The sequence below is a fragment of the Cupriavidus necator genome (genome assembly GCF_013141915.1).
GTDB lineage: Bacteria > Pseudomonadota > Gammaproteobacteria > Burkholderiales > Burkholderiaceae > Cupriavidus > Cupriavidus necator_B.
Genome location: NZ_SROX01000013.1, coordinates 1 through 19,729, shown reverse-complemented (window position 1 = coordinate 19,729; position 19,729 = coordinate 1). Strand labels below are relative to the sequence as shown.

Here is a 19,729-nt window from a genome sequence, read left to right as displayed (position 1 = left end):
TCCGATTTCGATGGTTTTCTCCCCTCTCCCGCCCGCGGGAGAGGGGAGCAAGCCGGCGGGCAGCTCAAACGCCGTGCCCCGCCGCCCCCTCATCCTCCGGCAACGTCAACCGCCCGCTGTTATAGCTGTACTCGAAAATCTCCCCATACCGTCCCCACCCGATCGCCACGCTCAGCACGCGCTCGGCCTCCGCCGGCTTGAGGAACTGCTCCAGTTCCTCAAGCACCTGTTCCTCGCCAATCTCGCCCGCTTCGCTCGCCACCAGTTCACGGCGCACATGCGCGGCCAGCGCGACGTTGGCGAGCAGCTGCCGGCCGAAGATCGCCTTGCGCTGCTGGGGCTCGGCGGCGTAGTACGCGCGGCCCGCGTCGGTCGCGGTGATATCGCCGGCCTCGATCGATACCAGTTGGACCAGCTGCAGCGCCTCGCAGGCCGGCAGCAGTTCGTCGTCGGTCAGGCCGGCCTCGTCGGCCAGGTGCGGCAGGTCGGCGCGGCAATTGAACGGCGCCTCGCACAGCAGGTCGAGGATGGCTTCCATCTGGCTGATGTCGGCGTCCGGCAGCCGATAGCCGATCTCGCGCGCGGGAGCGGGCAGGCGCGTTTCAGCGGGGGCCGTCATCAGCGCGTAGATTTCATCGACCAGCGCGCGCACCTGCGCGCTGTCGCGGTTGCGCGGGCGCGGCAGCGCCACCGGCACTTCGGCGCGGATGCGGCCCGGGTCGCTCGACAGGATCACGATGCGGTCGGCCATCATCACCGCCTCTTCGATATTGTGCGAAACGATCAGGATGCTGCGGATATTCGCGCGGCCGCTTGCCCACAATGCCAGCATCTCGTCGCGCAGGGTTTCGCCGGTCAGCACGTCCAGGGCCGAGAACGCTTCGTCCATCAGCAGCAGGTCGGGCTCGGTCACCAGCGCGCGCGCGATACCCACGCGCTGGCGCATGCCGCCGGACAATTCGCGCGGTAGCGCGCTGTTGAAGCCGGCCAGCCCGATCATGTCGATCGCGGCTTCGGCGCGGCGCTCGCGCTCGGCCCGGGGCACGCCCTGCGCCTCCAGCCCGAGCTCGACGTTCTGCTGCACCGTCAGCCACGGAAACAGCGCGAACGACTGGAACACCATGGCGATGCCGTCGGCGGTGCCAGCCAGGCGCTGGCCGCGAAAATGCACTTCGCCGCGGTCGGCGCCGACCAGCCCGGCCATGATGCGCAGCAGCGTGGACTTGCCCGAGCCGGACTTGCCCAGCATGGCGACGATCTCGCCCTCGCGCAGGGTCAGGTCCACGCCCTCGAGCACGGCGCGGTCGCTCTGGCTGGTGGTGCGGAAGATCTTGCCGACGCCGCGCAGTTCGATCACCGCGGGCGCGGTGGAGGTTGTCATGTTTTCTGCCATCGTTGCCTTGCCTGCCTTACAGGCGGGTGCGCTCCTGCGCAAGTTGGTACAGGCGGTTCCACAGCAGCCGGTTGAAGCCGACCACGAACAGCGCCATCACGCCGATGCCCAGCGCAATGCGCGGGAAGTCGCCGCGCGCGGTGGTCTCGGCGATATAGCTGCCGAGGCCGGTGGCGACGATGGTGCGGTCGCCCCAGGTCACGTATTCGGACACGATGCTGGCGTTCCACGAGCCGCCCGCGGCAGTGACCAGGCCGGTCAGCAGGCTGGGGAAGACCGCCGGGATCAGGAAGCGCTTCCACAGCAGCCAGCCACGCAGCCCGAAGTTGCGCGCGGCAAGCTTCAGCTCTGTGGGAATGCCGGACGCCCCCGCGATCACGTTGAACAGGATGTACCACTGGGTGCCGAAGATCAGCAGCGGGCTCAGCCAGATCTCCGGATTCAGCCCGAAGCGCGCGATCAGCATCACCGCCAGCGGAAACATCAGGTTGGCCGGGAACGCGGCCAGGAACTGCGCGACGGGCTGGGCGATGCGCGCCAAATCGGGATTCAGGCCGATGCGGATGCCGATCGGCACCCACACCAGCGCCGCCAGCGCAATCAGCACGATCACCCTCACCATGGTCAGCGTGCCGAGCCACAGCACATGGACGACTTCGGCCCAGCCCACCTCGCTGTGCACGAAATAGCCCACGCGCAGCAGCGCGGCCAGCGCCACCAGCACGATCGCGGCGTCGCGCGCACGGCCCAGCCATTGCGCGCGGCGCGGATCGGCCGGACCGACCGGCGCCGGCACGCGGGCGGGCGCGCCCCAGGCCAGCGTGCGCGAGGCCAGCGCCGCAGCCTGCGCGAGCAGCGCGCCCACCCATGCCGAGCGGCGCAGCAGGTCCAGCAGCCACGATTGCGGCAGCTTGTCCTGCGCCAGCGTCTCGAAGCGGAAGCGGTCGGCCCATGCCACCAGCGGGCGGAACAGCAGCTGGTCATACAGCAGGATGCCGACCAGCATCGCCACGATGGCCCAGCCGATCGCGGCCAGGTCCTGCTGCTGGATCGCCAGCGCGATATAGGAGCCGATGCCGGGCAGCCGGATCTCGTGGCCCGACACCGAGATGGCCTCGGAAGCGACCACGAAGAACCAGCCGCCGGACATCGACATCATCATGTTCCACAGCAGTCCCGGCATGGCGTACGGCACCTCCAGCCGCCAGAAGCGCTGCCACGGCGACAGCCGGAACATGGCCGCGGCTTCCAGCAGATCGCCCGGGATGGTGCGGAACGACTGGTACAGGCTGAACGCCATGTTCCAGGCCTGCGAGGTGAAGATGGCGAAGATCGCCGCGCACTCCACGCCCGCCAGGTTGCCCGGGAACAGGGCGATGAAGCCGGTCACGGTGATCGACAGGAAGCCCAGCACCGGGATCGACTGCAGGATGTCCAGCGCTGGCACCAGCACTTTCTCTGCCGTGCGGCTCTTGGACGCCAGCGCGGCAAAGGCCAGCGAGAACAGCAGCGACGCCGCCAGCGCGGCCAGCATGCGAATGCTGGTACGCATCAGGTAGTAGGGCAGGTAGGCCACGTCCAGGTGCACCGCCAGTGGCTGCTCGGGCTGGAACGGGACATTCATCTGCTGCGCGGTGAACGCGATCATCACGATGACGGCCAGGATGATCGGCAGCAGCGCCAGGTCGAAGCGGTTGGGCGGGGCGCGCAGCAACTGGCTGTCAAAGCCAGGGGCGGGCGGGGCCGCGCTGCGGTCGGCGGATGGCATCATGGGCGCTTCTCGGGCTGGGTCGAGCTTGGAGGGCCCAGGCTTGTGGCCTGACCCTGGTTCGCGGCCCCGGCGGACAACGGCAAAGCCCGCATGCCGCCGGCTTCATGCTGATCGCGCCGGGCGGCGCGCATCTCTTGGTAACGCCTGGCATGGCGGTCTAGTTTACTTGGTGTCGATGACACAACGCGCATGCGTCGCGTGCGCTCACGGGGAAAGCACCATGAAGAAGGCAACCTGGCGGCTGGTCGCCCACGGGCGCGTGCAGGGCGTGGGCTATCGCGCTGCCTGTGCCGACGCGGCGGATGAACTCGGCCTGGGCGGCTGGGTGCGCAACCGGGCCGATGGCACGGTCGAGGTGATGGCGCACGGCACCGTCAGCCAACTGGAAGCGCTGCAGGCCTGGATGGAAACCGGCCCGCCGGCGGCGCAAGTGACCTTTGTCGAGGTCGGGCGTGGTGAAGGCGAGTTTGCCGGCTTCGAATTCCGGCCAACGATCTAGACAATCAGGCGGCGGTCCAGTCGACCGGAGCCCGGCCGTGGGCTTCCAGCCAGCGGTTGGCTTCGCGGAAATGACCGCAGCCGAGGAAACCCCGATGCGCCGACAACGGCGATGGGTGCGGCGCTTCCAGCACGCAGTGGCCGACGCCCAGCAGCGGCTTCTTGGCCTGCGCATGGCTGCCCCACAGCATGAACACCAGGTTCGGGCGGGTGGCGGCGAGGTGCCGGATCAGGCAATCGGTGACGGCTTCCCAGCCGCGCCGCGCATGACTGGCCGCCTGGCCCTGCTCGACCGTCAGCACGGTGTTGAGCAGCAGCACGCCCTGGCGCGCCCACCCTTCCAGGTTGCCGGAGGTGCGCGGCGGGCAATTGCCGTCGGCACCGAATTCGGCGGCGATCTCCTTGAAGATGTTGCGCAGGCTGGGCGGCACCTTGACGCCTTCCGGCACCGAGAAGGCCAGCCCGTGCGCCTGCGGCAGTTCCACGCCGCCGACCGTGCCGGTGCCGTGGTAGGGATCCTGCCCCAGGATCACCACCCTGACCGCATCGGGCGGCGTCAGGTGCAGCGCATGGAAGACATGGTGCGGGAACACCGGCTTGCCGGCGGCGCGCTCGCCATCGACGAAGGCAGCGAGTTCCCGCCACGCCGGCACGGCGATGCAGGGTTCAAGCAGGGCGCGCCAGGCGGCGGGCAGGGCATCGGCCTGGGCCTGCAGGCTGGCGGCGGCGGCGGGCTCACCCGCAGCGCGAGGCGCTTCGGCGGCAAAGAGATCGGCTTGCATGCTGGAAAGGCGCGGCGACAAAACCGCGATTATGACGCCTTGCCCTCGGCGATTCCCGCCAGGCGGTAGCCCCGCGCGGCTTTGCTCAGATCCGAGGGCGCCAGTGCGACCACGGCGGCAAGGCGTGCGGCGAAGGCACGCAAGGCATCGGCGGCGTGCGCGGCATCGCCATCAAGCCATTCCAGCTCGAGTTCCTGGATGCGTTCCTGCGCCACGCTGGCCGGCGCGGTGATGGTGCCGGTGTCCAGCGCCGCCTCGATACGCGCGCCGTCCTGCGTGAGGATCCAACTACGGCGGACAAAGTCCGTGCGGAACACCATTGCCAGTCTGCCGATCAGTGGCGCGAGCACGGTTTGCGCTTCAGCGGGAAAGGTCTGCAGCTCGATGGCCTCGCCGGCGATCGCGGTTTCCCACTCATGCCGGGTGGCCAGGCCGCCCTGGCTGCTGCCGGCGGTCTTCAGCGTCTGCAGCCATTGCACGCCCTTGCGGCGCAGCCGCAGTGCGGCGCGGGCCTGCGCCAGGTTGCGTTCGGGTGTATCGAGGTAGACGTTGAGCAGCGTGGCTTCGCCTTGCGGCTGGCCGTTGGCGTCGAGCCAGGCGGTGAGCGGGGCAAGGGCGGCGTCGGGGACGGCGAGCTTGAGTTCGATTTCCTGGGGCATGGTGGATCAGCGGTGAGCAATGGCGATGGCTTCCCCATCACCACAAACCGGTTCCCTCTCCCGCGAGCGGGAGAGGGAAGCAAACAAGCGGTAGATCCTAATCCAACGCGATTTACCCTCAGCCAAACAACCGCGCCAGCTCAACCCCAGGATCCTTCGCCCGCATGAACGCCTCGCCCACCAGGAAGGCATGCACATTGGCGTCGCGCATGCGCTGCACGTCCGCCGGGCCGAGGATGCCGGACTCGGTCACCACCAGCTTGTCGGCCGGCATGCGCGGAAGCAGTTCAATGGTGTTGTCCAGCGACACCTCGAAGGTGCGCAGGTTGCGGTTGTTCACGCCCAGCAGCGGGGTCTTCAGCCGCAGCGCCGCGTCCAGTTCATCGCCGCCATGGACTTCCACCAGCACGTCCATGCCAAGCTCGTGGGCACAGGCTTCCAGATCGGCCATCAGCCCCGGATCCAGCGCGGCGACGATCAGCAGGATGCAATCGGCGCCCCAGGTACGCGCTTCATAGACCTGATACAGGTCGACCATGAAGTCCTTGCGCAGCGCTGGCAGCGGGCAGGCGCCGCGGGCGCGCTTGAGGTAGTCGGCGTGGCCCTGGAAGAAGTGCTCGTCGGTCAGCACCGAGAGGCAGGCCGCACCGTGCGCGGCATAGCTTTCGGCGATGGCCTCGGGCACGAACTGCTCGCGCAGCACGCCCTTGGACGGCGAGGCCTTCTTGATTTCGGCGATCACGCCGGCGTGGCCGGTGGCGATCTTGTCGCGCAGCGCGCGTTCAAAGCCGCGCGGCGCAAAGCCGGCCTCGCTGCGCAGGCTTTCGGCCTCCGCGCGCAGGCTGGGCAGGTCGCGCCGCTTGCGCGCGGCGGCGACTTCGTCGGCCTTGACGGCCAGGATCTTTTGCAGGATGTCGGACATGCGGCTATCTGCCAGAAATAAAGGGATCAGGCCTTGAACTGCTGCGTGGCCCGCACGAACGCGTCGAGCTTCTGGCGGGCCGCGCCGCTGGCGATGGCTTCGCGCGCGCGGCGGATGCCGTCTTCGACCGAGTCCGCCACGTTGGCGGCATACAGCGCGGTGCCCGCGTTCAGCGACACGATCTCGCGCGGGGTGCCGGGCACATTGGACAACGCCTCGAGCAGCATTTCCTTCGATTCGCCCGCATCGGCCACCTTCAGGCCGCGGTTGGAGATCATCGACAGGCCGAAATCCTCGGGGTGGATCTCGTACTCGCGCACTTCGCCGTCCTTCAGTTCGCCCACCAGCGTGGCAGCGCCCAGCGAGACCTCGTCCATGCCGTCCTTGCCGTACACGACGATGGCGTGCTTCGCGCCCAGGCGCTGCATCACGCGCACCTGGATGCCGACCAGGTCGGGATGGAACACGCCCATCAGGATATTGGGCGCGTCGGCCGGGTTGGTCAGCGGCCCCAGGATATTGAAGATGGTGCGCACGCCCATTTCCTTGCGGATCGGCGCCACGTTCTTCATCGCCGGGTGGTGCGTGGGCGCGAACATGAAGCCGATGCCGGTCTGCTCGATGCACTGTCCGACCTGCTCGGGCGTCAGCATGATATTCACGCCCAGCGCTTCCAGCACGTCGGCGCTGCCCGACTTGGAGCTGACGCCGCGGTTGCCGTGCTTGGCGATCTTCGCGCCCGCGGCCGCAGCGACGAACATCGACGCGGTCGAGATATTGAAGGTGTGCGAGCCATCGCCGCCGGTGCCGACGATATCGACGAAATTCTCGCGATCCGCCACCGGCACCTTGTTGGCGAACTCGCGCATCACCTGCGCGGCGGCGGAGATCTCGCCGATGGTTTCCTTCTTCACGCGCAGGCCGGTCAGGATTGCCGCGGCCATCACCGGCGAAATCTGCGCCTGCATGATCTGCCGCATCAGGTGCAGCATCTCGTCATGGAAAATCTCGCGGTGTTCGATGCAGCGCGTCAGGGCTTCTTGCGGCGTGATCATGGCGTCCTCGTTGACAGTCTGGATGGCGTGATGGGAGCTGGGCGCGGAATCGAGCAGTCTCATCGCGGCGCCTTGACGAAGTTGGCCAGCAGCGCATGGCCGTGCTCGGACAGGATCGACTCGGGATGGAACTGTACGCCTTCGACCGCGAGCGTCTTGTGGCGCACGCCCATGATTTCGCCGTCGGGAGTCCAGGCGGTGATTTCCAGGCAGTCGGGCAGGGTCTCGCGCTCGATCGCCAGCGAATGATAGCGCGTCACGTCGAAGTGTTTGGGCAGCCCGGCGAACACGCCTTGCTGCGTGGTCTCGATGGTGCTGACCTTGCCGTGCATCACCTGCTTGGCGCGGATCACCTTGCCGCCGAAGGCCTCGCCGATGGCCTGGTGGCCGAGGCATACGCCCAGCAGCGGGATCTTGCCGGCAAAGTGCTGCAGCGCCGCCACCGAGATGCCGGCTTCCTTCGGGCTGCACGGGCCGGGCGAGACGCATATGTGGTCGGGCTTGAGCGCCTCGATCGCCTCGATGGTGATCTCGTCGTTGCGGTAGGTGCGCACGTCCTCGCCCAACTCGCCAAAGTACTGGACCAGGTTGTAGGTGAACGAATCGTAGTTGTCGATCATCAGCAGCATGGCGTCTGTCTCCTGTTCTCTCAGATGTCGGAGTCCAGGCCATCCTGGACCTGCTCGGCGGCGCGGATCACGGCGCGCGCCTTGGCCTCGGTTTCCCTCCATTCGGCTTCGGGGTCCGAATCGGCGACGATGCCGGCGGCGGCCTGCACGTAGAGGTTGCCGTCCTTGACGATGCCGGTGCGGATCGCGATCGCCAGATCCATCTCGCCGCCGAACGACAGGTAGCCCACCGCGCCGCCGTAGATGCCGCGCTTGCGCGGCTCCAGCTCGTCGATGATCTCCATCGCATGCACCTTGGGCGCGCCCGACAGCGTGCCGGCCGGGAAGGTCGCGCGCAGTACGTCCAGGTTGCTCATGCCTTCGCGCAGCGTGCCTTCGACCGAGCTGACAATGTGCTGCACGTGCGAGTATTTCTCGATCACCATCTTGTCCGTGACCTTGACCGAACCGGTCTCGGCAATGCGGCCGATATCGTTGCGCGCCAGGTCGATCAGCATCACGTGCTCGGCGATTTCCTTCGGGTCATTCAGCAGCTCGGTGGCCAGCTGGGCGTCCTTGTCCGGCGTGTTGCCGCGCGGGCGCGTGCCGGCCAGCGGGCGGATGGTGACGATGCGCTCGCTGCGGGTGTCGCCGTTGGTGCCGACCTTGCGTTCCTCCTGCCGCACCAGGATCTCCGGCGATGCGCCCACCACCTGGAAGTCGCCAAAGTTGTAGAAGTACATGTATGGCGACGGGTTCAGCGAGCGCAGCGCGCGGTACAGCGACAGCGGCGCGTCGCGGTAGGGCTTGACCAGGCGCTGGCCGATCTGCACCTGCATCATGTCGCCGGCCATGATGTATTCCTTGGCCTTGTGCACCGCGGCCAGGTAGTCGGGCTTGGCGAATTCGCGGTAGACCTCGGTCTGCACCGAGGGGCTGGTGACCGGCACGTCCACCGGCTGGCGCAGCTTCATGCGCAGTTCGCGCAGGCGCTGGCGCGCGCGCGGGTAGGCCTCTGGGGTGGTCGGGTCGGCGTAGACGATCAGGTAGAGCTTGCCGGACAGGTTGTCGATCACCGCCAGCTCTTCGCACAGCAGCAGCTGGATGTCGGGCAGGTTGAGGTCGTCAGGCTTCTGCGTATGGGCCAGCTTCTTCTCGATATAGCGCACCGCGTCGTAGCCGAAGTAGCCAGCCAGGCCGCCGCAGAAGCGCGGCAGTCCCGGACGCAGCGCCACCTTGAAGCGCTTCTCGAACTGGGCGATGAAGTCCAGCGGGTTGCCTTCGTGGGTTTCCATCACCTTGCCGTCGGTCACCACCTCGGTGCGCTCCCCAAAGGCGCGCAGCAGCGTGCGGGCATGCAGGCCGATGAAGGAATAGCGCCCGAAGCGCTCGCCGCCCACCACCGATTCCAGCAGGAAGGTATTGACGCCGCGCGTCTGCGACTGGGCCAGCTTCAGGTACAGCGACAGCGGCGTTTCCAGGTCGGCAAAGGCCTCGGCGATCAGCGGGATGCGGTTGTAGCCCTGGTCGGCCAGCGATTTGAATTCCAGTTCGGTCATGTCGGTCCTCTTGTTCGGCCCGCGCCGCGGGCGATGGTCGGGCGCGGTGCCGCTTGTCGGCAGAGTTGGCTGGAGCGTATGGGAATTCCGCCCCGGTTGCGGACCGTGGTGCGGCAAGCTTGCGGACAAGGCTGCACACGGCCGGAAGGAGGGCGTGCGGCGCGTTCTTGAGCTAAACGTAGCAGAGAATCGGGCTACGCTGGCTGTTGGCGGGTTTGGGTGATGATGCCCGGCATGGCTGGTCGCCTGGCCGGTAGTGGCGACGCCTTCGGATCGAAGGCGTGTCAGCAGACTCGCGAACGCACTTTACGCCTGTTGGGAGGCGCGCCAGCGACGCCAGGGCCAGGCCTGCCGATCACTGCCAGAAGAGATGCGTTTGCGGTTGAGAAACATTGAAGGTTCAGGATTTGGTCGGGCTCGACGGACTATCGATGACCGGCCCAGTGTGCAGCAAAGAGCGCTGCGGCATGGGCAATGGAGTCGACTATACCATCGGCGTCGACGCCTTGTACAGGGTTGCCATGGTTGTAGCCATAGGGCACCAGCAGCACCCCCATGCCGGCCGCGCGGGCCGCCTGCGCGTCGTTTTCGGAGTCGCCCAGCGCCGCCATGGCCGACGGCTCCAGGCCGAAGGCATCGGCCACCTTCAGCAGCGGGAACGGGTCGGGCTTGCGCAGCGGAAAGGCATCGCCGCCATAGACCAGCTCGAAGTACTGGGCCAAGCCGGTCTTGGCCAGCAGCGGCTCGGTGAAGCTGTAAGGCTTGTTGGTCACGCAGGCCAGGCGCAGCCCGGCCGCCTTCATCGCCGCCAGGCCTTCGCGCACGCCCGGATAGACCTGCGAGAACTGGCCGTTGATGCGGAGGTATTCGCGGTCGTACAGCGCATAGGCATCGGCAAAGAGGCCGTTGGCGTGCAGCGGCGAAAAGCGCGCGTCCAGCACCCGCCGGATCAGGTTTTCCGAGCCCTTGCCGACGTAGCTGACGATTTCCTGCTGGGACATCGGCGCCACCGGCCCCAGGTTGGGATGCTGGCGGCCCAGCGTGAGCAGCATGGCGTTGATCGACGCGTGGAAGTCGCCCGCGGTGTCGACCATGGTGCCGTCCAGGTCGACGATCACGCCTTCGATGCCGCGCCAGTCGGCGCGGCGCAGCACCACGCCCGCGGTCATTGGGCGGCCTTGGCCAGTTCGCCGCGCAGCGCCGAGATGATGCCGCGGTAACCGCCATCGGCGTCGGGCTTGCCGAACACGGCCGAGCCCGCCACGAAGGTGTCGGCGCCGGCCCTGGCGATTTCGGCGATGTTGTCGACCTTCACGCCGCCGTCCACTTCCAGCAGGATGGTGCGGCCGGTGCGCGCGGTGTATTCGTCGATGCGCTGGCGCACCGCGCGCAGCTTGTTGAGCGTCTCGGGGATGAACGACTGGCCGCCGAAGCCGGGGTTGACCGACATCAGCAGAATCACGTCCAGGCGGTCCATTACGTGGTCCAGGTGGTGCAGCGGCGTGGCCGGGTTGAACACCAGGCCGGCCTGGCAGCCGTGGTCGCGGATCAGCGCGAGCGAACGGTCCACGTGTTCGCTGGCTTCCGGGTGGAAGGTGATGATGTTGGCGCCGGCCTTGGCAAAGTCAGGGATGATCCGGTCCACCGGGCGCACCATCAGGTGCACGTCGATCGGCGCCGTCACATGCGGGCGGATCGCCTCGCATACCAGCGGGCCCACGGTCAGGTTGGGCACGTAATGGTTGTCCATCACGTCGAAGTGGATCCAGTCGGCGCCGGCCTCGGTCACGCGGCGCACTTCCTCGCCCAGGCGGGCAAAGTCGGCGGACAGGATGGAAGGAGCGATGCGGAAGGTAGGCTGGGTCATGATGACGGCTGGCGGTGAATGCGGGGGAATGCTGTGATCGCCGCTGCGCGCGCGGGAAAAGCGGCGCTGCGGTCAAAGACCGGTATTCTACGCTCGCCCGGTGCTCTTGCCCCTGCCGCGCCCATCCCGCACAATGCGGCTACCCCTTTCCCTGCCCGGCGCGCCGCGCCGCCCCTGCCACGATGAGCGAGTACGCTTTTTCCGTCTCGGTACGCACCCAGTACCTGCCGGACCAGTCCGACCCCGAGCGCGGGCGCCACGCCTTCGCCTACACCATCACCATCCACAATACCGGCGAGGTCGCGGCACAGCTGATCTCGCGCCACTGGATCATCACCGACAGCGACAACGGCACGCAGGAAGTCGCCGGGCTGGGGGTGGTCGGCCACCAGCCGCTGCTCAAGCCAGGCGAGCATTTCGAGTACACCAGCTGGGCGACCATCTCGACCCCGGTTGGCTCGATGAAGGGCGAGTACTTCTGCGTGGCCGAGGACGGCCACCGCTTCGAGGTGCCGATCCCGGAATTCGCGCTGGTGCTGCCGCGCATGCTGCACTGAACCTGCGGGGAACCTACGGGCGCGTTGCGCTGTCCTGATCCTGCGGCGGCGCTTGCGCGTCACCCTGCGCCGGCTGGCGCGACGGGTGCTCCGACGGCGCACGGGTGGGACGCGGATGTTTTTTCGCCGTGCCCATGGTCCAGACCACGATAAAGATCAGCAGGAACAGCGCCACGCCGGCTTCCAGGGCGAACAGCAGCATGGGATGGGCTTCGAAGAACTTGCTCATGGCAGATGCAGCGCGGCCCGCGGGGGCGCAGGCGGTGGTTGAGGGATGACGGTGGCATTGTAGGGGCATTCCGGCGGAATGCGGCCCGGCAGGCCGCCCCTTCCTGGACATTGAACAACAGCAAGATGGCATACGCGGACGCTTTCCCGACTCCACAGGTTTCCCAGGTTTCTTCCTCGCCCGCGCGGCGCATGCGCGGCTGGCTGGCGCTGGCCGGCGCCGCGGTGCTGCTGGCCGGCTGCATGAGCGGCCCGCCGCCGCGTATCGAGACGGCCCCGTCCGGCACGGCGCCGCCCTCGGCGTCGTCGCAGAAGGGCCGGCTGCAGGCGGCCAGCTGGGCCGAGATCGGCGGCTGGGCGCAGGATGATGTGCGCGCGGCCTGGCCCGCGCTGCAGCAAAGCTGTCAGGCGCTGAAAAAGCGCGCCGAATGGAACCGCGCCTGCGCCGCCGGCATGATGGTCAACGCCGGCGACATCGACGCCATCCGCGCGTATTTCGAAAGCAACTTCCAGCCGTACCGCGTGGTGAACGGCGACGGCACCGACAGCGGCCTGATCACCGGCTACTACGAGCCGATCCTGCACGGCTCGCGCACGCGCCAGGGCAAGTACCAGGTGCCGCTGTACCGCAAGCCGGCGCAGTTCGGCAACCGCGCGCTGCCGGCGCGCGCCGAGCTGCTGCAGAATCCCGCCATGCGCGGCAACGAGCTGGTCTGGGTCGACGATCCGGTCGAGGCCGCCTTCCTGCAGATCCAGGGCTCGGGCCGCATCCGCATGGCGGATGGCAGCATGATGCGGGTGGGCTTTGGCGGCACCAACGACCAGCCGTTCCGCTCGTTCGGCAAGTGGCTGCTTGACCGCGGCGAGATCACCCCGGCGCAGGCCACCATGCAGGGCATCAAGGCGTGGGCGCGCGCCAATCCCGGCCGCGTCGAGGAAATGCTGAACATCAACCCGCGCTTTGTCTTCTTCCGCGAGCTGCCGCCCAGCAACGACGGCCCGGTGGGCGCGCTGGGCGTGCCGCTGACCGCGGAGCGCTCGATCGCGGTCGACCCGGCGACGATCCCGCTGGGCGTGCCGGTGTTCCTGGCGACCACGCGTCCGCTGTCGACCGAGCCGATCCAGCGCCTGGTGTTCGCGCAGGATACCGGCAGCGCCATCAAGGGCGGCGTGCGTGCGGACTTCTTCTGGGGCGCTGGCGATGCCGCCGGCGAGACCGCCGGCAGGATGAAGCAGGGCGGCAGGATGTGGGTGCTGATGCCGCGCAGCTGAGCTTCGACAGGGCTAAAACTGCGAATGTTCTCTCCCCTCTCCCGCAAGCGGGCGAGGGGAGCAAACCGGCGGATTTCAGCGCGGCCGCTGATCGACAATCCGCTTCGCCTTTCCCACCGAGCGTTCGATGCCACCCTCCGGCAGCACCTCGATCCCCGCGGTCACGCCGATATAGGACTTGATCTCGTGCGCCAGCCGCACGCGCGCGCCGTGCGTCGCTGCGGTCTCGTTGCCGTGCGCGCATTCGACCCGCACCGTCAGCGTATCCAGGTGTCCTTCCTTGGCCAGCACGCACTGGTAGTGCGGCGCCAGCTCGGCATGCCTGAGGATCAGTTCCTCGATCTGCGACGGAAACACGTTGACGCCGCGCACGATCATCATGTCGTCGGTGCGGCCGGTGACCTTCTCCATGCGGCGAAATGCCGCGCGGGCCGTGCCCGGCAGCAGCCGGGTCAGGTCGCGCGTACGGTAGCGCACCACCGGCATCGCTTCCTTGGTCAGCGAGGTGAACACCAGTTCGCCGAACTCGCCGTCGGGCAGCACCGCGCCGGTGTCGGGGTCGATGATCTCGGGGTAGAAATGATCTTCCCAGATGGTGGGGCCGTCCTTGGTCTCGGCGCATTCGTTGGCCACGCCGGGTCCCATGACTTCGGACAAGCCATAGATGTCGACCGCCGAAATGCCCATGCGCTTCTCGATCGCCAGCCGCATCTCCGGCGTCCACGGCTCGGCGCCGAAGATGCCGACGCGCAGCGAGGTGCTGGCCGGGTCGATGCCCTGGCGCTCGAATTCGTCGGCGATCGCCAGCATATAGCTGGGGGTCACCATGATCACTTCCGGCTTGAAGTCCTGGATCAGTTGCACCTGCCGCTCGGTCTGCCCGCCGCCGAACGGGATGGCGGTCAGGCCGGCCTTCTCGACGCCGTAGTGCGCGCCTAGCCCGCCGGTGAAGAGTCCGTAGCCGTAGCTGATATGCACCTTGTCGCCGCGGCGCGCGCCCGAGGCGCGGATCGAGCGCGCCATCACCGTGGCCCAGTTGTCGATGTCCTGCAGGGTATAGCCCACCACGGTGGGCTTGCCGGTGGTGCCGGATGAGGCATGGATGCGCGCCACCCGGTCTTGCGGCACGGCGAACATGCCGAACGGGTAGTTGTCGCGCAGGTCCTGCTTGCTGGTGAACGGAAAGCGGGCCAGGTCGGCAAGCGAGCGCAGCTGGTCCGGATGCACGCCGGCCTCGTCGAACTTGCGCCGGTAGACCGGCGAATTGGCGTAGGCGTGGTGGAGCGACCATTTCAGGCGCTCCAGCTGCAGTGCCTGCAGCTCGGCGCGGCTGGCGGTCTCGATCGGATCCAGGGGCAGATCGGTCAGGCGCGGGCTCATGGGGTCTCCTGCACGGGGGGCGTTTATCGTCAGTGTCTGGCCAGGCCTTGCTCAGGCGCCTTCGCTTCCGTCAGGCGCCCGCACCACGTGTCCCTTGATCTGCGCGGACTTGCCGCGGAACATCGCCACCACCTGGCCCGCGGCATTGGTCACGCGGATATCGTAGATGCCGTGCCGGCCCGACAGGACCTGCTCGGTGGCCTCGGCGGTAAGTACGTCGTCGCCGTGCACGGGACGGAGAAACTCGATGCTGCAGCCGGCCGCGACGGTGTTGATGTTATGGCTGTTGCAGGCAAAAGCGAAGGTCGAATCGGCCAGCGTAAACATCAGGCCGCCGTGGCAGATGCCGTGGCCGTTGAGAAATTCCTTGCGTACCGGCATCGTCAGCCGCGCATAGCCCGGTCGCACCGCCTGGACCGTGATGCCCAGCCAGCGGCTGCAGGTGTCGGCTTCATACATGGCGGCCGCGGCGGCTTCCGCAAGGGCCTGGGGGTCCTGTTTCAAGCTGGTCTCCTGTCTGGGGATGCGGGGACGGGCCCGCTATTTACTTGCCGGTGAAGTGCGGGGCGCGCTTGCCGAGGAAGGCGTTGACGCCCTCCGCATAATCGGCGGACTGGCCCAGCTCGCGCTGCAGGTCGCGTTCGAGGTCGAGCTGGGCGTCGAGCGTGGCCGTGGTGCTGGCATACATGGCGCGCTTGATCGCGGCCAGCGCGCGGGTCGGCTGACTGGCCAGGTGCGTGGCTAGCGCCAGCGCCTGTTCCGGCAGCAGCGGGTCGTCCATGGTTTGCCAGACCAGGCCCCAGGTTTCGGCGTCCTCGGCGCTCAGGCGCTCGCCGGTCATGGCCAGGCCCAGCGCGCGCGCCATGCCGATGCGCTGCGGCAGCAGCCAGGTGCCGCCCGAATCCGGCACCAGTCCGATCTTGACGAAGGCCTGGATAAAGCTGGCCGAGCGCGCGGCCAGCACCATGTCGCAGGCCAGCGCGAGGTTGGCGCCGGCACCGGCCGCGGTGCCGTTGACCGCCGCCACCACCGGCAGCGGCAGCGCCTGCAAGCGGCGGATCAGCGGATTGAACCAGGTATTGATCAGCTCGCCCAGGTCGGTCATCTGTCCGGCGGTGAAATCCAGGTCGGCCAGGTCCTGGCCGGCGCAGAAGCCGCGCCCCGCGCCGGTCAGCAGCAGGGCGCGGGCGCCGCCGGCCTCGACATGGTCGAGCGCCAGCTGCAGCGCCTGGTGCATGGCGCGGGTGAAGCTGTTGAGCTTGTCGGGACGATTGAGCGTGATGACCGCGACCGCCCCCTGCCAAGCCAGCAGGATGGGGCCGCTCTCGATGCTGACCGGCTGGCCAGCGGGCGTGGACGTCGGGGGCATTGTTGTCTCCTGCCGAATGGGCTCGAGCGCTTCCAGCACTCGCGGGTCGGTGCGGGCGGATACCTCTAAAATAAACCGACCAGTCGGTCGGACAATGTTAGCACTAATTTTTACCCGCTGGCGAGGCCAGTTGGTCTGAATGCCGGCGTGTCCGCAATGCCGGCCGAAGGCGCCGCTCTATAATCGCGCTGCCAACAACAATCTGAAACCTCGCCGGCCTGCCCAAGCGAAGCCCGGCGCGCTCTCCTATTCGCATTTGGAATTCCTATGAAGAAGCTCGCTGCATTGCTCCTGATTTCGTCCGTCGCGCTGTTCGCCGCGTGCGGCAAGAAAGAAACCGCTCCCGCGCCCGCTGCCGGCACGGATGCGGCCACCAAGATCATTGTGGGCCTGGACGACAATTTCCCGCCGATGGGTTTCCGCGATGCCAGCAATGAACTGGTCGGTTTCGATATCGACATGGCCAAGGAAGCCAGCCGCCGTCTTGGCCTGACGGTCGAGTTCAAGCCGATCGACTGGAGCGCCAAGGAGGCGGAGCTGAACGGCAAGCGTGTCGATGTGCTGTGGAACGGGCTGACCATCACCGATGAGCGCAAGAAGAACATCAGCTTTACCTCGCCCTACATGACCAACCACCAGATCGTGATCGTCGTCACCCAGTCCCCGGTGAAGGCCAAGGCTGACCTGGCCGGCCGCATCGTCGGTGCGCAGGACGGCAGCAGCGCGGTGGACGCCATCAAGAAGGAAAGCCAGATTGCCGCCAGCCTGAAGGAACTCAAGACCTTTGGCGATAACGTGACGGCGCTGATGGACCTGTCGGCAGGCCGCCTCGACGCGATCGTGGTAGATGAAGTGGTGGGCCGCTACCTGATCAGCAAGCGTGCCGGCGAATACCGGGTGCTGGACGAAAACTTCGGCACCGAGGATTACGGCGTCGGCGTGCGCAAGGATGACGCCGAACTGCTCGGCAAGCTCGACCAGACCCTGGCGTCGATGAAGCAGGACGGCACCGCGGCGCGCATTGCCACCCAGTGGTTCGGTACCGACCTCACCAAGTAATCCAGACCCGCGTGGCGCCCCGCACCATCCAGGGGGGCGCCGCGCCACCTCCGGGCCCCTTCGGATCCTTAAGCCGGGCTTGCCCGGGGTCCTACCTTTCTTGTACGCGCGAGCATGGATTACGTCTTATCTCTTCTGCTGCCGCTGGCGCAGGGTGCCAAAGTCACGCTGACGCTATTCGCCATCACGCTCGCCTTGTCGGTGCCGCTCGGGCTTGCGCTGGCACTGGCACGCATTTCGTCATGGCCGCTGTTGAGCGGCCTGGTCAACGGCTATATCTGGCTGATGCGCGGCACGCCGCTGATGCTGCAGATGCTGTTCATCTATTTCGCGCTGCCGTTCGTGCCCGTCATCGGCGTGCGGCTGCCCGATTTTCCTGCGGCGGTAGTGGCCTTCGCGCTCAACTATGCGGCCTATTTCGCAGAAATCTTCCGCGCCGGGATCAAGTCGGTCGATCGCGGCCAGTATGAGGCCAGCAAGGCGCTGGGCATGAGCTACTTCCAGACCATGCGGCGAGTCGTGCTGCCGCAGATGGTCAGCCGGGTGCTGCCGCCGGTCAGCAATGAAACCATTACGCTGATCAAGGACACTTCCCTGATCTATGTGCTGGCCCTCAACGACATTCTGCGCACCGCGCGCGGCATCGTGCAGCGCGATTTCACCACCACGCCTTTTCTCGTCGCCGCGCTGTTTTACCTGGTGATGACGCTGATTCTGACCTGGTTCTTCCAGAATCTCGAAAAACGCTATGCCAAACATGATGACTAGCCGCAACGGCGCCCCTTCCCCCGATGCGCCCGGCGTCATGATCGCGGCACGGGACATCTTCAAGTCGTTCGGGCCGCTGCAGGTCTTGCGGGGCGTTTCGCTGACCCTGCGCAAGGGCGATGTCACCGCGGTGATCGGCCCGTCGGGCTCGGGCAAGAGCACCTTGCTGCGCTGCCTGAACCATCTCGAGGTGATCGATCGCGGTTCCCTTCGCATTGAAGGCGAGACGCTGGCTGCCGCCGGCCCCGACGGCGCGGCCAGATACGTGGCGGACGCGGAAGTGCGCCGCATCTGCCGGAAAATGGGCATGGTGTTCCAGTCGTTCAACCTGTTTCCGCACATGACGGTGCTGCAGAACATCATCGAGGCGCCGGTGACCGTCAAGGGACTGCGGCGCGATGCGGTGATCCCCAAGGCGGAGGAACTGCTGCGCAAGGTCGGCTTGCTGGCCAAGCGTGACAGCTACCCGGCGCGGCTGTCCGGCGGCCAGAAGCAGCGCGTGGCGATCGCGCGGGCGCTGGCGATGGAACCCGACATCATGCTGTTCGACGAACCCACTTCCGCGCTCGATCCGGAGCTGACCGGCGAGGTGCTGCGCACCATGCGGCAGCTTGCCGAAGAACACATGACCATGCTCGTCGTCACCCATGAAATGGGGTTTGCGCGAGAAGTGGCAAACCATGTCGTCTTCATGGATGAAGGCACGATCCTCGAAGAAGGCCGGCCTGAGGCAGTGTTCGGGGCGCCGGCGCACGCGCGCACCCGCGAATTCCTGGCGCACATGCTCTAGCCGGCTTCAGCGCCGCCACGCCGCAACCGATGGCAGAATAGCCCGCAGCCGGTGGCGCCCGCCATCCGCCTGACCCTATATAGGAGAAGACATGCCGTACGAGAACATCCTGGTCGAGACCCGTGGCCGCGTTGGCCTGGTCACGCTGAACCGCCCGAAGGCCCTGAATGCGCTCAATGACGCGCTGATGGATGAACTGGGCGCCGCGCTGACCGCCTTTGATCAGGATGAGGGTATCGGCGCCATCGTCATCACCGGCAGCGAGCGGGCGTTCGCCGCCGGTGCCGATATCGGCATGATGGCCAAGTATTCCTTCATGGATGTCTACAAGGGCGACTACATCACCCGCAACTGGGAAACCATCCGCAAGATCCGCAAGCCCGTGATCGCCGGCGTGGCCGGCTATGCGCTGGGCGGCGGCTGCGAGCTGGCGATGATGTGCGACATCATCATCGCGGCGGATTCGGCTAAGTTCGGCCAGCCGGAGGTCAAGCTTGGCACCATGCCTGGTGCGGGCGGGACGCAGCGCCTGCCGCGTGCGGTGTCCAAGGCCAAGGCGATGGACCTGTGCCTGACCTCGCGCATGATGGACGCCGCGGAGGCCGAGCGCTCGGGCCTGGTGTCGCGCGTGGTGCCGGCCGACAAGCTGCTGGATGAAGTGCTGGCGGCGGCCGAGACCATCGCCGCGTTCTCGTTGCCGGTGGTCATGATGATCAAGGAGTCGGTCAACGCCGCCTACGAGACCTCGCTGGCAGAAGGGGTTCGCTTCGAGCGCCGGCTGTTCCACGCCACCTTTGCCAGCGAAGACCAGAAGGAGGGCATGGCCGCCTTCGTCGAGAAACGCAGCCCCAACTTCCAGCATCGTTGACCCCAGGATCAGGGGAATACCCGAGAATATGCTAGGGGTATTGCATGGCAGGTTCCCTGTGCTTTCGGAGTTTCTCCTTCTCGCTCAAGGCCTTAGCCGATAATCGCGGGAACGTTTAGCGGATCGTCGTGACAAAGGTGTTGCAAGGGCGGCGAAATCGGCCTACTATTCGCCCCCTCGCAACACCACGCGGCTCCTGCAAGGCAGGCGCAGCAAGGGATGCGGGGTTGGCCGGGAGGTTGGTGCAGCAAGGTTTGCAGCGCTGACGGCAGCAAAAAAGATTGCTGCAAACGGTTGACGAAACGAAGAAAGCTCTGCATAATC

General features: G+C 66.9%; 21 protein-coding genes. 7 read left to right on the top strand and 14 right to left on the bottom strand.

Annotated features, from left to right (window positions below; all coding sequences use genetic code 11):
- Positions 1-64: 64 nt before the first annotated feature.
- Both E5S69_RS21675 and E5S69_RS21670 read right to left on the bottom strand, forming a co-directional pair.
- Positions 65-1,393 carry a nitrate/sulfonate/bicarbonate ABC transporter ATP-binding protein gene (locus tag E5S69_RS21675; RefSeq protein ID WP_171516686.1) on the bottom strand — a complete coding sequence of 443 codons (1,329 nt, stop codon included), beginning with the start codon at positions 1,391-1,393 and terminating at the stop codon, positions 65-67.
- A gap of 16 nt (positions 1,394-1,409) precedes the next feature.
- Positions 1,410-3,164, bottom strand: a complete 1,755-nt coding sequence (locus E5S69_RS21670) for an ABC transporter permease (protein ID WP_171516685.1) — start codon at positions 3,162-3,164, stop codon at positions 1,410-1,412.
- Between the two features lie 220 nt (positions 3,165-3,384).
- Between E5S69_RS21670 and E5S69_RS21665 the strand changes: the two genes are divergently transcribed.
- Entirely contained in the window at positions 3,385-3,663 is a 279-nt protein-coding gene (locus tag E5S69_RS21665; RefSeq protein ID WP_171516684.1) for an acylphosphatase, read from the top strand.
- Between the two features lie 4 nt (positions 3,664-3,667).
- Here the strand turns inward: E5S69_RS21665 and E5S69_RS21660 are convergent, their stop codons facing one another.
- From E5S69_RS21660 to rpe, 8 genes are all read right to left on the bottom strand, one after another.
- Entirely contained in the window at positions 3,668-4,444 is a 777-nt protein-coding gene (locus E5S69_RS21660; RefSeq protein WP_171516683.1) for a uracil-DNA glycosylase, read from the bottom strand.
- A 29-nt stretch (positions 4,445-4,473) separates the two neighbouring features.
- Positions 4,474-5,103 (bottom strand): CYTH domain-containing protein, encoded by a 630-nt coding sequence (locus E5S69_RS21655; protein WP_171516682.1) that lies wholly within the window; start codon positions 5,101-5,103, stop codon positions 4,474-4,476.
- Positions 5,104-5,221: 118 nt separating this feature from the next.
- Positions 5,222-6,025, bottom strand: coding sequence for an indole-3-glycerol phosphate synthase TrpC (trpC, locus tag E5S69_RS21650; RefSeq protein WP_171516681.1), 804 nt, complete (start codon positions 6,023-6,025; stop codon positions 5,222-5,224).
- A 26-nt stretch (positions 6,026-6,051) separates the two neighbouring features.
- Positions 6,052-7,080, bottom strand: a complete 1,029-nt coding sequence (gene trpD, locus E5S69_RS21645) for an anthranilate phosphoribosyltransferase (protein ID WP_171516808.1) — start codon at positions 7,078-7,080, stop codon at positions 6,052-6,054.
- Between the two features lie 59 nt (positions 7,081-7,139).
- Positions 7,140-7,709, bottom strand: a complete 570-nt coding sequence (locus E5S69_RS21640; RefSeq protein ID WP_171516680.1) for an aminodeoxychorismate/anthranilate synthase component II — start codon at positions 7,707-7,709, stop codon at positions 7,140-7,142.
- A 20-nt stretch (positions 7,710-7,729) separates the two neighbouring features.
- Positions 7,730-9,247, bottom strand: a complete 1,518-nt coding sequence (trpE, locus tag E5S69_RS21635; RefSeq protein WP_171516679.1) for an anthranilate synthase component I — start codon at positions 9,245-9,247, stop codon at positions 7,730-7,732.
- Between the two features lie 425 nt (positions 9,248-9,672).
- The gene (gene gph, locus E5S69_RS21630) at positions 9,673-10,416 is read right to left on the bottom strand and encodes a phosphoglycolate phosphatase (RefSeq protein ID WP_171516678.1); all 744 of its coding nucleotides are present in this window, start codon (positions 10,414-10,416) and stop codon (positions 9,673-9,675) included.
- Positions 10,413-11,114 carry a ribulose-phosphate 3-epimerase gene (gene rpe / locus E5S69_RS21625; protein WP_171516677.1) on the bottom strand — a complete coding sequence of 234 codons (702 nt, stop codon included), beginning with the start codon at positions 11,112-11,114 and terminating at the stop codon, positions 10,413-10,415. The genes gph and rpe overlap by 4 nt, the downstream gene beginning before the upstream one ends.
- A 182-nt stretch (positions 11,115-11,296) precedes the next feature.
- On the opposite strand from rpe, the gene apaG reads away from it, so the two are divergent.
- On the top strand, positions 11,297-11,671 hold the full coding sequence (apaG, locus tag E5S69_RS21620; protein ID WP_012353991.1) for a Co2+/Mg2+ efflux protein ApaG: 375 nt from the start codon (positions 11,297-11,299) through the stop codon (positions 11,669-11,671).
- Positions 11,672-11,684: 13 nt separating this feature from the next.
- Here apaG and E5S69_RS21615 read toward each other — a convergent pair whose 3' ends face one another.
- Positions 11,685-11,900 carry a hypothetical protein gene (locus tag E5S69_RS21615; RefSeq protein WP_171516676.1) on the bottom strand — a complete coding sequence of 72 codons (216 nt, stop codon included), beginning with the start codon at positions 11,898-11,900 and terminating at the stop codon, positions 11,685-11,687.
- Positions 11,901-12,025: 125 nt separating this feature from the next.
- On the opposite strand from E5S69_RS21615, the gene E5S69_RS21610 reads away from it, so the two are divergent.
- Positions 12,026-13,171 carry a murein transglycosylase A gene (locus E5S69_RS21610; protein WP_171516675.1) on the top strand — a complete coding sequence of 382 codons (1,146 nt, stop codon included), beginning with the start codon at positions 12,026-12,028 and terminating at the stop codon, positions 13,169-13,171.
- A 75-nt stretch (positions 13,172-13,246) separates the two neighbouring features.
- Here the strand turns inward: E5S69_RS21610 and paaK are convergent, their stop codons facing one another.
- From paaK to paaG, 3 genes are read right to left on the bottom strand one after another with little or no spacing between them, the layout of a single operon-like run.
- Positions 13,247-14,551, bottom strand: a complete 1,305-nt coding sequence (paaK, locus tag E5S69_RS21605) for a phenylacetate--CoA ligase PaaK (RefSeq protein WP_171516674.1) — start codon at positions 14,549-14,551, stop codon at positions 13,247-13,249.
- A gap of 51 nt (positions 14,552-14,602) precedes the next feature.
- On the bottom strand, positions 14,603-15,055 hold the full coding sequence (gene paaI, locus E5S69_RS21600) for a hydroxyphenylacetyl-CoA thioesterase PaaI (protein WP_171516673.1): 453 nt from the start codon (positions 15,053-15,055) through the stop codon (positions 14,603-14,605).
- 40 nt (positions 15,056-15,095) lie between these two features.
- Positions 15,096-15,920: a 2-(1,2-epoxy-1,2-dihydrophenyl)acetyl-CoA isomerase PaaG gene (paaG, locus tag E5S69_RS21595; RefSeq protein WP_171516672.1), complete on the bottom strand. Its 825-nt coding sequence runs from the start codon at positions 15,918-15,920 to the stop codon at positions 15,096-15,098.
- Between the two features lie 267 nt (positions 15,921-16,187).
- Between paaG and E5S69_RS21590 the strand changes: the two genes are divergently transcribed.
- The 4 genes from E5S69_RS21590 (at position 16,188) to E5S69_RS21575 (ending at position 19,405) form a co-directional block, all read left to right on the top strand.
- Positions 16,188-16,979, top strand: coding sequence for an amino acid ABC transporter substrate-binding protein (locus E5S69_RS21590; RefSeq protein WP_171516671.1), 792 nt, complete (start codon positions 16,188-16,190; stop codon positions 16,977-16,979).
- A gap of 114 nt (positions 16,980-17,093) precedes the next feature.
- Positions 17,094-17,747 carry an amino acid ABC transporter permease gene (locus E5S69_RS21585; protein ID WP_171516670.1) on the top strand — a complete coding sequence of 218 codons (654 nt, stop codon included), beginning with the start codon at positions 17,094-17,096 and terminating at the stop codon, positions 17,745-17,747.
- A 37-nt stretch (positions 17,748-17,784) separates the two neighbouring features.
- A complete protein-coding gene (locus tag E5S69_RS21580; RefSeq protein WP_171516807.1) occupies positions 17,785-18,537 on the top strand; it encodes an amino acid ABC transporter ATP-binding protein in 753 nt (250 codons plus the stop codon).
- A gap of 91 nt (positions 18,538-18,628) precedes the next feature.
- Positions 18,629-19,405, top strand: coding sequence for an enoyl-CoA hydratase (locus E5S69_RS21575; protein WP_171516669.1), 777 nt, complete (start codon positions 18,629-18,631; stop codon positions 19,403-19,405).
- Positions 19,406-19,729 lie beyond the last annotated feature (324 nt).

Coding starts and splice junctions, on each gene's coding strand:
- apaG (WP_012353991.1), top strand. CDS start 11,297: ATGAGCGAGTACGCTTTTTCCGTCTCGGTACGCACCCAGTACCTGCCG.
- E5S69_RS21590 (WP_171516671.1), top strand. CDS start 16,188: ATGAAGAAGCTCGCTGCATTGCTCCTGATTTCGTCCGTCGCGCTGTTC.
- E5S69_RS21670 (WP_171516685.1), bottom strand. CDS start 3,164: ATGATGCCATCCGCCGACCGCAGCGCGGCCCCGCCCGCCCCTGGCTTT.
- E5S69_RS21610 (WP_171516675.1), top strand. CDS start 12,026: ATGGCATACGCGGACGCTTTCCCGACTCCACAGGTTTCCCAGGTTTCT.
- paaG (WP_171516672.1), bottom strand. CDS start 15,920: ATGCCCCCGACGTCCACGCCCGCTGGCCAGCCGGTCAGCATCGAGAGC.
- E5S69_RS21665 (WP_171516684.1), top strand. CDS start 3,385: ATGAAGAAGGCAACCTGGCGGCTGGTCGCCCACGGGCGCGTGCAGGGC.
- E5S69_RS21615 (WP_171516676.1), bottom strand. CDS start 11,900: ATGAGCAAGTTCTTCGAAGCCCATCCCATGCTGCTGTTCGCCCTGGAA.
- E5S69_RS21580 (WP_171516807.1), top strand. CDS start 17,785: ATGATCGCGGCACGGGACATCTTCAAGTCGTTCGGGCCGCTGCAGGTC.
- E5S69_RS21640 (WP_171516680.1), bottom strand. CDS start 7,709: ATGCTGCTGATGATCGACAACTACGATTCGTTCACCTACAACCTGGTC.
- rpe (WP_171516677.1), bottom strand. CDS start 11,114: ATGACCCAGCCTACCTTCCGCATCGCTCCTTCCATCCTGTCCGCCGAC.
- E5S69_RS21655 (WP_171516682.1), bottom strand. CDS start 5,103: ATGCCCCAGGAAATCGAACTCAAGCTCGCCGTCCCCGACGCCGCCCTT.
- trpD (WP_171516808.1), bottom strand. CDS start 7,080: ATGATCACGCCGCAAGAAGCCCTGACGCGCTGCATCGAACACCGCGAG.
- gph (WP_171516678.1), bottom strand. CDS start 10,416: ATGACCGCGGGCGTGGTGCTGCGCCGCGCCGACTGGCGCGGCATCGAA.
- E5S69_RS21675 (WP_171516686.1), bottom strand. CDS start 1,393: ATGGCAGAAAACATGACAACCTCCACCGCGCCCGCGGTGATCGAACTG.
- E5S69_RS21585 (WP_171516670.1), top strand. CDS start 17,094: ATGGATTACGTCTTATCTCTTCTGCTGCCGCTGGCGCAGGGTGCCAAA.
- trpC (WP_171516681.1), bottom strand. CDS start 6,025: ATGTCCGACATCCTGCAAAAGATCCTGGCCGTCAAGGCCGACGAAGTC.
- trpE (WP_171516679.1), bottom strand. CDS start 9,247: ATGACCGAACTGGAATTCAAATCGCTGGCCGACCAGGGCTACAACCGC.
- E5S69_RS21660 (WP_171516683.1), bottom strand. CDS start 4,444: ATGCAAGCCGATCTCTTTGCCGCCGAAGCGCCTCGCGCTGCGGGTGAG.
- E5S69_RS21575 (WP_171516669.1), top strand. CDS start 18,629: ATGCCGTACGAGAACATCCTGGTCGAGACCCGTGGCCGCGTTGGCCTG.
- paaK (WP_171516674.1), bottom strand. CDS start 14,551: ATGAGCCCGCGCCTGACCGATCTGCCCCTGGATCCGATCGAGACCGCC.